Here is an 11,269-nt window from a genome sequence, read left to right on the forward strand (position 1 = left end):
TTGTTCACTAACAATTTTAAATAGTGAGCCAGGTATCATGGTTTTGATTTCTAATTGCTGTTTTTTTCAGTGCTTTGCGAGCAGGATTGGAGGGTGTGGTGGAAATATTACACAAATGATTTCAATTAAAATTTGTACCTTCTAATAGAAGATATAATGGGGTATTAAAAACTTTAAATTTATTTATTATGAAAACAAAACTCGTTATTCGTCGATTGTTAGTATTGCTGCCTGTTTTTGCAGTGCTATTTATTATTTCCTCGTGCTCAAAGGAGGAAATTGTTATTGCTCCGGAATCTGAAATTCCTGCTGATTTTTTATTAAAAAATGGTGAAATTCCTGCATCAAACAATATGGTTTGCGAACTTATTGCCGGTAAGAATATGAATGCAGGGAAAGTAGTGTATTCTCACGATGAAGATTACCTCTATGTGGAATATGTTGCCATGGATGGATGGATGATATCAGAAGTTCATTTTTATGTGGGGAATATGAACGATTTTGAGAAAACTTGTATGAATAAAAATAAAAGAGCCGTTCAAATTGGCAAGTTCCCTTATTCAGCCAGCGGCTTGTATGATGAAACTGCAAGCTTTACAATACCTTTAGACGACATTGTTGATCCAGGCGCTGATGGTTATTTGGTAGTAGCGCATGCAGTTGTAAAGAAGGGCGGTCAGGAAGAAACTGCATTTGCCAAATGTGATTATTTTATAACTACAACTAAGGCAAGAATGGTAAATGATGAAGGCGAGGAGTTTTTTGGAGAATCAGAGGGGACTCCTTTTATTGACTTTGACCCCGACTACTGGTGTTCTTTTTTGGGTACCAATGTTTATGATGGCGCTGATACATATCCAATAGGTAGCTGGTATAATTATTACGGAGAGGTTAACGTTGACGACGATGGAACAAATTTGTTGATTGAAGTAACAGCAAATGAGGGTTATACTCTTACCGGCGTTTGGGTTTATGTGGGGGCTTTGAATGGGCTTCAATCTTATTTAAGTGATGATGAATATGACGGCATTTGTCCGAAATATTGGGAATTTCCATTGTCAAGTTATGAAGGAGGCGTAAGTAATTCATTTTCCATACCTTTACCAAACAGCACTTCTTTTAAAGATGCTTTTGGTATTAAGCGATGGGGGTGGATAAGTTATTATAATTTTTAACACTATCGCATAAACGGTGAAATTGAAAATATCGGCAACTGTAGAGCTGTCGGTATTTTTTTTGTCTTGTTATTAGCTTGTGTGTCAGTTGTTTGTTGTGGGGTCTCCACTCTCTGCAAAATGATTCCCTCGGAAGAATTTTCTGCCCGGACGGGCAGGCAGTGTATCAGGAATTTGCTGTAAACTGGTGGTTATAATAGGTGGAGAGGTGATGCTGAGTGAACCAGCTGGCAGACAGAATCATTTATAAATGATATTCACATTATGGGGATTCAGTTTTTATCAGCTTATTCACCTGATAATTTTTTCCTGCAATAATTTTAACTAAATACATTCCTGCTGGTTGTTCCTGGATATTTAATATTTCCTGATTTGATTGCGCTTCACGGATTATCAGTTGTTTGCCAGTCATGTCAGTAAGTTCAATTCTGGTTCCTTTTTCAGGTAATGTGGAAAAATGAATGGTGATTATGTTACTTGCAGGATTAGGATACATATTAACTTTCAGTGTGTTTGAATCATTCATTTCATACTTTTTTTTTTCTTCTATTCGAACAAATACGCTCCCTTGTTTCTGATATACTAACTCTCCGTTCATTACTTTTGTCACGCAGGAATTAACTTCATCTTTAACAGTATCCCAGATTCGCAATTGGATTGAGTTTCCTTCAATGAATCCGTTTGTCTTATTTTTATCTGCAGCTGAAGTGCGAATACTCACTACGTTACTAATCAAATTTGTTTCGCTCAATTTTACGGCACCAACACAAATATCACCATCGAACGCGGCTATTTCATCCCCAACTTGCAGATTTGTTTCGTTTAATCCTGTGATATTAACGTTCATGTGGCCGAAACCATTTCCTTCGTAATCAGCATGAAAATAGTTTGTTTCTGGCTCATCAGCTAATAAACCTGCTGATTTTTCATAGTTATGAAGTATTGGCAACAACCCATTTTTATTGACCTGGACAAGATAGCCTTCGCCCGCTGTAAAATTGCCAATTCCATTTATCCAGCCAATTGAAGTCCCCCAGTTTTCAATTGAATTCCCTTTCTCATCCTGAACTTTTTCAAGAATTCCGTTATTGATTATGGGTTGCAAAAACCACATAGCATCAACACTTCCGTTATAAGGAAACGAGATAATATTCCAACCTGTTTTAAGCTCAATATTTAGAGGCAATAATATTGAGTCTCCCTGAATTTGTAACATGGAGGAATTGGTTACTCTTATTTTATAACCTTCAGAAATTTTTATTTCTCCAATATTATTTTCCCAGCCATTTTCATTCTTTTGATAAGTATTTCCATTTTCATCCTGAACCTCAATTAATTGATTTTGTTTTTGCAGGCTTTCAAGCAGATGCTCCATGTTCGAGTTTGGTGGATTTAAATAAGATGAAAAAATATTCCATCCTTTATCCAGTTGTATGGATTGGGTAAGTGTTGGCAGTGCTTGTTTTATTTTTAGATAAGTGGTAACAATGCTGTCACATCCGGTCACAGAAGTGAGTGTCCTTTCGTACTGCCCGCTTTCCGTCCACCCCCGGTAGCTTTCTCCTTCAAAAATTGTGATGTTTTCGGTAACATCATAGGTCGGATTTACTGTTAGATAAGTGGTAACAATGCTGTCAGCTCCTGAAGCGGCTGTCAATATCCGTTCATACTTACCAGGCGTGGTCCAGCCTTCGTAAGAGGTTCCCTCGCAAATCGATATGTTTTCGGTAGTATTTTTAGTAAGTGCTAATGTTAAATTAGTGGTTACAATACTGTCGCAGCCGCTTACAGAAGTAAGCGTTCGTTTATATTGTCCGCTTTCCGTCCATCCCTGGTAGTTTTCTCCTTCAAGAATTGTGATGTTTTCGGTAACATCATAGGTTGGATTTACTGTTAGGTTCGTGGTAACAATGCTGTCAGCTCCTGAAGCGGCTGTCAATATCCGTTCATACTTATTAGGCGTGGTCCAGCCTTCGTAAGAGGTTCCCTCGCAAATCGATATGTTTTCGGTAGTGTTTTTAGTAAGTGCTAATGTTAAATTAGTGGTTGCAATACTGTCGCAGCCGCTTACAGAAGTAAGCGTTCGTTTATATTGTCCGCTTTCCGTCCATCCCTGGTAGTTTTCTCCTTCAAAAATTGTGATGTTTTCGGTAACATCATAGATTGGATTTACTGTTAGGCTCGTGGTAACGATGCTGTCAGCTCCTGAAGAAGCAGTAAGGATACGTTCATATTCTCCTGAAACAGTCCAGCCTTCGTAGGATTCGCCTTCGCAGATAGAAATTTTTTCTGTCGTGTATTCTTTGGCAACTGCTGCCTGAAATTCAAAAGCACCCAAATCTGGTGCTGTCCCATTATAATCAATACCAACATCAATTCCGGCATCAATTAAGTCTGAACTGCTTTTTAATTTCAGAAAATCTATGTCAGGTAAACTGCCATCAGCTTGTCTCGGTCCGGAAACCCCGGTTGTATCAATAGAAACAAAATCATCTGATGTTGCTACTGGACCTTTTGGTTGCCATGTTGCATGGTATGTATTATTGTTTATTGTTGCATTAGTTATTTCACCTGAATAATTACTATTTTCGTTTCCAAGACTGATGTTATTTTGAACCACATTTGCACTGGCATAAATGAACCATTCCAGTCCTCTGTATCCATTGGCGTATAAGGTATTGTTGTAATAGTATATTTTGCAGTTTGCTGCATTCTGAGAAATTCCGTCATTACGGTTATAAAAAGATAGATTATTCCGAACTTTTCTGAGAAATTCAGAACTGTATCTTGTCGTTGTTTTACCAAGTTTAATCCCTTCGCCATTACCCCCGGGCGTTACACCATCTTCCCTGTAACCATTCATCCATGACCAACAATTTTCGATAGTGACATAGCCATCATTTTCCCAAAGGTCAATTCCATCATCACTATTTAAGTAAAATCGACATCCCATGACTGTATTATCAGTACCATAATTTATATAAGGGAATTCTAAACCATCCCCATTCCCATAAGCATCTGTGGTGAGTGGATCATAATTATGATGAAAATCGCAATTGATTATCAGGTTTTTTGTTGAATTCCCGGTAATTATTCCACCGTGCCCATTATGATGGCTGTTTATTTGTTCCAATATGTTATTATTAGAATTTGTAAATCGAAATGCAGACCAAATTTCATTCGTAGCTTGACTAAATCCATATATTTCAATTCCTTTCCAGCGAGTGTAATCTCCCTGAACATACAATAAAGTAATAGGCCACGAGGGAGTTACAAATGAACCCGACTTTGTTAAAACTGGTGTTTCATCAGGATAGGCAAATATATGAATGAAATTACCTGAATTTCCGTTTTTGCCAAAAAGAGTTTGCCGTGAATTAAATTCATAAGTTCCTCCTCGCAAATAAATAGTATCACCAGCTGTAACTACTTTCCATGCCTTATTTAAAGTAAACCACGGCGAACTTATTGAACCATCTCCCGTTGTGTCGTTTCCAGTGGGAGAGAGATAGTAAGTTGTTGCATTGGCCGAAACTGCAAAAAAGAAGAGAAATAAAACACTAATAAAAAGATTATGTTTTCCAATTTTTAAAATGATACCATTCCTAATCACTCTTCCGATAACCCTTTCCGGAGCCGGGTATTCATTTATTAAAACATCAAACATGATAAATGCTGATTAAATTATTCTCACATCGAAATTACTAAATATTATTTAGATTCTATGTAGTACTAATTTTTAACGAAATTTATGGTTATTTGTTTTATTTGATTTGTATCACTTTTTTTATTGGATGAGTTTTATATATAAAAAGGGTCCAGCTATAAAAAGCTGGACCCTTGGAATTTTAGTTTATTATACACTTGATAACCAACGTCGTTTCTGTTAATTAACCATGAGTTTTTTTACATCTGAAGACTCACCAACGATGGTCCTGACAAAATACATGCCTGGAGACAAGTGGCTGATGTTCAATATTTCGCGTGATGAAAATACTTGGCGGCGAATAATTATTTCTCCGGCTACATTAGACAAGACAACAGCAGTTTTTTCGTTTGTCGGAAGATTTGAGATGCTTACAGTAACCTGGTCATCAGCCGGATTGGGGAACATGTTGATCTCAATTAAATCAAAAGTATTGATCGAAGTTGAGATGGCATTCTTCAACTGCACAAACACACTACCATATTGTTTATATAGCATATTCCCTTTTATAATATCTGATTGAATCTGAAGTTCTGAACTATTATCTTTATCCCATACTTTAAGTTCAATGGTATTTCCTTCAGTAAACCCATTTTGAGTAGTCGCATCTGAAACTGATGCATTCAGGCTCACTACATTGTTGCCAATGTTATGTTCACTTATTTTAACCGTTCCAACACATACAGTGCCATCAAACGCTGCAATTTCGTCCCCGAACTGTATATCAAGTTTATCTAATCCCGTAATATTTATATTCATGTGACCGGTACCATTACCTTCGTAATCAACCTTAAAATGTTCGGTTTCCAAATCATTGGCTATTAAAAGCCCCGATTTTTCGTATGCCCCCAAAATTGGTAATTCACCGTTTTTGTTTACCTGGACAAGATAACCTTCTCCTGCATTAAAATTTCCAATTCCATTAATCCAACCAAGTGAATTTCCCCAATATTCAATCGAATTTCCTCTTTCATCCTGTACTTTTACAAGAATCCCGGAATCAATTAAGGGTTGAATTACTTTCATGGCATCAACAGTTCCATTATATGGGAATGAAATTAAATTTGAACCTTCTCTGAGGAAAATATTTAGAGGAAGTGCAACCGGCTGTCCTGTGATATCCAAAACACAGTCCGACTTAACTCTGATCTTGTATCCTTCGGTCTGTTGAATATCACCAATATTATTGATCCAGCCATCTTTTGCATTCTGACGTTCGTATGTATTTCCTGCTTCGTCCTGAACTTTTACTAAATATCCCATTGATTGAATTTTATCCTGAACAGTGTCCATCCCCAAAACATCTGGTACTACATCGGATGAGAAGATGTTCCATCCTTTTTCCAGGGTTATATATTGGGTAATGGCAACCTCCTGTTCCTTTTGTCCTGAACCAATTTCAATGACAGATGTACCGCCGGGAACAAAGTTGCCGGAAGTTATCCATTCCGAAACATCATTTTTATAAGTAACACTCGTTACAGGTACCTCAATTTTTTTGCTGTAATCCCAAATTCTATATGAAATACGGTTTCCTGAAGTGAATCCATTCCCACTGCCATCATCCTGAGAAGCTTTAACAAAAAGGTAGGTGCTTTCATCACTCGAATTTATTGGGGTAGATAATTTTGCCACACCAACACAAAGGTCTCCATCATAGACTGCGACTTCATCATTAACCTCAAGTTCAACACCATTTATATTCGCATCGGCAATGTAGAAATTCATGTGGTTCTGCCCATTTTCATCCCACCAGGTAGGTATAAAATGGTCCATTACAACCAAGTTTGTTGTTACAATACTATCGCAACCTGTTGAAGTCGTTAAAAATCGTTCATAAGTGCCAGATTCTGTCCACCCAAAATAATTTTCTCCTTTTAAAATAGTAATGTCTTCAGTAATATTATAAACAGGATTTACCGTTAAATTTGTTATTACAGTACTATCGGCTCCTGTTGCGGCAATTAACAGCCGCTCATACTGACCTGATGTCGTCCATCCTTCATACGACTCGCCTTCACAGATTGAAATGTCTTCGGTTGTATATTTATTTTGCATAACCGTTAGATTGGTTGTAACAATACTGTCACATCCTGTTGAAGAAGTAAGCGTTCGTTCATACTGACCGGATTGAGTCCAACCCAGATAATTTCCTCCTTCATAAATAGTAATATCCTCGGTTATATATTTTACCGGATGAACTGTAAGAATTGTCGTTACTAAGCTGTCGGCTCCGGAAGAAGCAGTCAGAGTACGTTCATATTCTCCCGAAGCTGTCCAGCCTTCGTACGACCCGCCTTCACAGATTTCAATATTTTCTGTAGTATGAATTGTTTGTATGACCGTAAGGTTGGTGGTAACAACACTGTCACATCCGGTAGAACCTGTCAATGTTCTTTCATACTGACCGGATTCACTCCAGCCTTCGTATGATTCACCTTCATAAATAGTAATGTCCTCGGTGGTGTATTCTATCGGATTAACGGTGAGAAATGTTGTTACAATGCTGTCAGCCCCTGAAGATGCTGTGAGGATACGTTCATATTCACCCGAAGCTGTCCAGCCTTCGTACGACCCGCCTTCACAGATTTCAATTTTTTCAGTAGTATGAATTGTTTGTATAACCGTAAGGTTGGTTGTAACAATACTGTCACATCCTGTTGAAGAAGTAAGCGTTCGCTCATACTGACCGGATTTAGTCCAACCCAGATAATCTCCTCCTTCATAAATAGTAATATCCTCGGTTATATATTTTACCGGATGAACTGTAAGAATTGTCGTTACTAAGCTGTCGGCTCCGGAAGAAGCTGTCAGGGTACGTTCATATTCTCCTGAAACTGTCCATCCTTCGTACGACTCGCCTTCACAGATAGAAATTTCTTCTGTCGTGTATTCTTTGGCAACTGCTGCCTGATATTCATAAGCACCCAAATCAGGTGTTGTCCCGTTATAATCAATACCAACATCAGTCCCGGCATCAATCAAATCTGAACCGCTCTTTAATTTAAGAAAATCTATATCAGGTAAACTGCCATCAGCTTGTCTTGGTCCGGAAACCCCGGTTGTATCAATAGAAACAAAATCGGCACTGGAAGCAACAGGGCCTGTTGGTTGCCATGTTGCATGGTAAGAATTATAGTTTATTGTTGCATTAGTTATGTCACCTGAATAATTACTATTTCCGTTTCCAAAGCTGATGTTATTCCGTACCACATTTGCAAAAGAATCTGTCCACCACTCCATTCCTCTATTTACATTATTGTAGATAGTATTATTATAATAATAAATTTTACAGTTTGCCCCATTCTGGACAATACCATCATTACGGTTGTAAAATGATAAATTATTCCGAACTGTTCTGAGAAATTCCGAACTGTAATCTGATGTTGTTTGTCCAAGTTTAATCCCTTCTCCATTACCACCGGTTGTTACTCCATCTTCCCTGTAACCATTCATCCATGACCAACAATTTTCAATAGTGACATATCCGTCATTACTCCACAAATCAATTCCATCATCGCTATTAAAGTAAAAACGGCATCCCCTGACTGTATTAACAGAACCGTGAGCCAAAAACCCAACTTCTAAACCATCCCCATCTCCATAATTATTTAATGGGTCGTAATTGTGATGAAAATCAGAATTTAAAACCAAATTATTAGTTGAAGCATCTCTGATCATTAGCCCATGCCCGTTGTGATGACTATTTATTTGTTCTAAAATGTTATTATTTGAGTTTCTAAGACACATTCCATACCAAATGGTAGCAGTTGCCTGCTCAAAGCCAAAAATTTCAATTCCTTTCCAGTGGGTGTAATCGCCCTGTAAATAAATTAATGTAACAGGCCATGAGGGGGTAGTAAATGAACTCGATTTTGTTAAGGCAGGAGTTTCATTAGGGTAGGCAAATACATGAATATTATTACCTGAACTTCCGTTTTTGCCAGAAAGAGTTTGTCTTGAATTATATTCATAGGTTCCACCCCGTAAATAAATGGTGTCGCCTGCTTTAATTACAGTCCATGCCTTATTTAACGTAAACCACGGAGAACCTATTGAGCCATCCCCTGATGTGTCATTACCAGTAGGAGAGAGATAATAAGTTGCTGCATTAGCCATTGTAAAACTTGCAACTAAGATCATTGAAAATAAAATGGAATAAATTCTTTTCTTCCAACTCAAAGAATTATTCCTGAAGTGTGATTTTGTTTTTGACTTTAATGTAAAATTGTAATAATTTAATAGCGTTCTTTTCATTTTAAAGCGAATTAATGATTGATAAATTCGCTGCAAATCTATATTGTAATCATGTTTTAATTGCCTGATTTCATGCTGAAAACGGAGGTTGTAAATGCTGATTGTTTTTAGTTATTTATGCTGATGTCATGGTTAAAATTCCCCATTCTACTGGTTTTTTTTGCACATAAAGTTTTAGGGCTGGGGCGGGTGGCTGGTTTTGTTGCTTATCATAATTTGTCGCCACTGGCTATTGGGCCGCCGGTAAACCGTGTTTCAATCTTTTTGTCAGCTCAAAATTATTTTTTATCATTGCTAAAGGGATATTTGTGCTTGTACACCTTCAAAGTACTGGAGCTTTAGCTATTTTAGATAACATATTCCCTGGGGTTTATTAACAATTGAGATTAGCATACAAATGCAACGCATTAAACCAAAACATATAAAATACATCCGCCTGGTGGTTGGATTCATAATTTTCATCTTGGGAGTAATTTTCATGTTTTTTCCGTTCATTCCGCTGGGTTATCTGTTTTTGGCAGCAGGCCTGTTTTTAATGGCCTATGAAATTCCTTTTCTTAAAAAGTTCATAGATAAATTAAAGCGCAGGGATAAAAAGGACAGGATTGAAAAGGTGGAAGAAAAAGTGGAAGAAGCAGAAAATATTGTCAGTCAAAAGATTGAAAACGCAAATTCAGAAAAGAATCAAACCTGATTTGAGCCTGCTGTTAATCTAAATATTAAATAATAAAGAATTTAATCATAGTTAACAACCTATTTTTGCAGCACCGCAACTGAAATTGTAAATTTGGAAAAACATGTAATTGCGAAGAAATCAATAAATTAAAAAGTAAAAATTATGGAAAAAATAGCTGATGCTGTAAAACCGGGTGTTGTAACCGGTTCCGACGTACAATACATTTTCAGGGTAGCACAGGAAAATAAATTTGCGCTCCCTGCTGTAAATGTTATAGGTTCATCATCGATTAACGCTGCAATGGAAGCTGCCAAAGCTGCCAATGCACCAATTATTATTCAATTCTCCAATGGCGGTGCCGCATTTAATGCCGGCAAGGGTTTGAAACTCGAAGGGCTGCAATCGGCCATTTTGGGTGCTGTTGCCGGAGCAAAACATATACACGCGTTGGCAGAAGCTTACGGGGTACGTGTGATTTTGCATACTGACCACGCAGCAAAAAAATTACTGCCCTGGATTGACGGCCTTCTCGATGCCGGTGAAAAACATTTCGAAGAAACCGGAAAGCCGCTGTTTAGCTCGCACATGCTCGACCTTTCGGAAGAAACACTGGAAGAGAACATGGAGATCAGTAAAAAATACCTCGAGAGAATGAGTAAAATGGGTATGACACTCGAAATAGAGCTTGGCATTACAGGTGGTGAAGAAGACGGCGTTGACAACTCCGATGTTGACAGCTCAAAACTCTATACACAGCCCGAAGAAGTTTTTTATGCCTACCAGGAGTTGAAAAAGGTGAGCCCGAATTTCACAGTTGCCGCTTCATTTGGTAACGTGCACGGTGTTTACAAACCAGGTAATGTAAAATTGCAACCGGTGATTCTGAAAAACTCACAAAAATACATCAAAGATAAACTCAATCTCGATGATGACTTCCCGGTTGATTTTGTTTTCCACGGTGGTTCAGGTTCATCGCACGAAGAAATTCGCGAAGCCATTGATTACGGTGTAATCAAAATGAACATCGATACCGATACACAGTGGGCATTCTGGGATGGCGTGCGTGCTTATGAAGCTGAAAAACACGACTACCTGCAGACGCAAATTGGTAATCCGGAAGGGGAGGATAAACCAAACAAAAAGATTTACGATCCACGCGCATGGCTGCGTAAAGGTGAAGAATCGATGATTGCCCGCCTGCAGAAAGCTTTCGAAGACTTGAATGCAGTTAACAGCCTTTAGTAGAAATAACAGATAATATTATAAAAAATCCGCTTTCGGTTTCCGGGAGCGGTTTTTTTATGCAAAAAAACGGGGCTCCCGAAAGGAAACCCCGTTCAAATATAGAACAAATTAACACTTATTCACTTAAGTCTTTAATCCTGATATTCCTGAATTTCAGCGGTGAACCGTGCCCCAGGAAACCGATGTACCCTTTTTCGCGGTCGAGGCCGG

The 11,269-nt window shown here is 38.0% G+C and carries 5 protein-coding genes; 3 read left to right on the forward strand and 2 right to left on the reverse strand.

Annotation, left to right across the window (positions count from 1 at the left end):
* The first annotated feature begins 188 nt into the window (after nucleotides 1-188).
* Nucleotides 189-1,175 (forward strand): hypothetical protein, encoded by a 987-nt coding sequence (locus tag BUC07_RS09105; protein WP_139279521.1) that lies wholly within the window; start codon nucleotides 189-191, stop codon nucleotides 1,173-1,175.
* A gap of 262 nt (nucleotides 1,176-1,437) precedes the next feature.
* On the opposite strand, the gene BUC07_RS09110 is transcribed toward BUC07_RS09105, so the two are convergent.
* Both BUC07_RS09110 and BUC07_RS09115 read right to left on the reverse strand, forming a co-directional pair.
* A complete protein-coding gene (locus tag BUC07_RS09110; protein WP_073168571.1) occupies nucleotides 1,438-4,842 on the reverse strand; it encodes a T9SS type A sorting domain-containing protein in 3,405 nt (1,134 codons plus the stop codon).
* Between the two features lie 219 nt (nucleotides 4,843-5,061).
* The gene (locus tag BUC07_RS09115; RefSeq protein WP_083578180.1) at nucleotides 5,062-9,138 is read right to left on the reverse strand and encodes a right-handed parallel beta-helix repeat-containing protein; all 4,077 of its coding nucleotides are present in this window, start codon (nucleotides 9,136-9,138) and stop codon (nucleotides 5,062-5,064) included.
* Nucleotides 9,139-9,535: 397 nt separating this feature from the next.
* Here BUC07_RS09115 and BUC07_RS09125 point away from each other — a divergent pair, with 397 nt between their 5' ends.
* Nucleotides 9,536-9,832 (forward strand): hypothetical protein, encoded by a 297-nt coding sequence (locus tag BUC07_RS09125; RefSeq protein WP_073168575.1) that lies wholly within the window; start codon nucleotides 9,536-9,538, stop codon nucleotides 9,830-9,832.
* Between the two features lie 144 nt (nucleotides 9,833-9,976).
* Nucleotides 9,977-11,056 (forward strand): class II fructose-bisphosphate aldolase, encoded by a 1,080-nt coding sequence (fbaA, locus tag BUC07_RS09130; protein ID WP_073168576.1) that lies wholly within the window; start codon nucleotides 9,977-9,979, stop codon nucleotides 11,054-11,056.
* The last annotated feature ends 213 nt before the right edge of the window (nucleotides 11,057-11,269 follow it).

The organism is Tangfeifania diversioriginum (genome assembly GCF_900141875.1).
Lineage (GTDB): Bacteria > Bacteroidota > Bacteroidia > Bacteroidales > Prolixibacteraceae > Tangfeifania > Tangfeifania diversioriginum.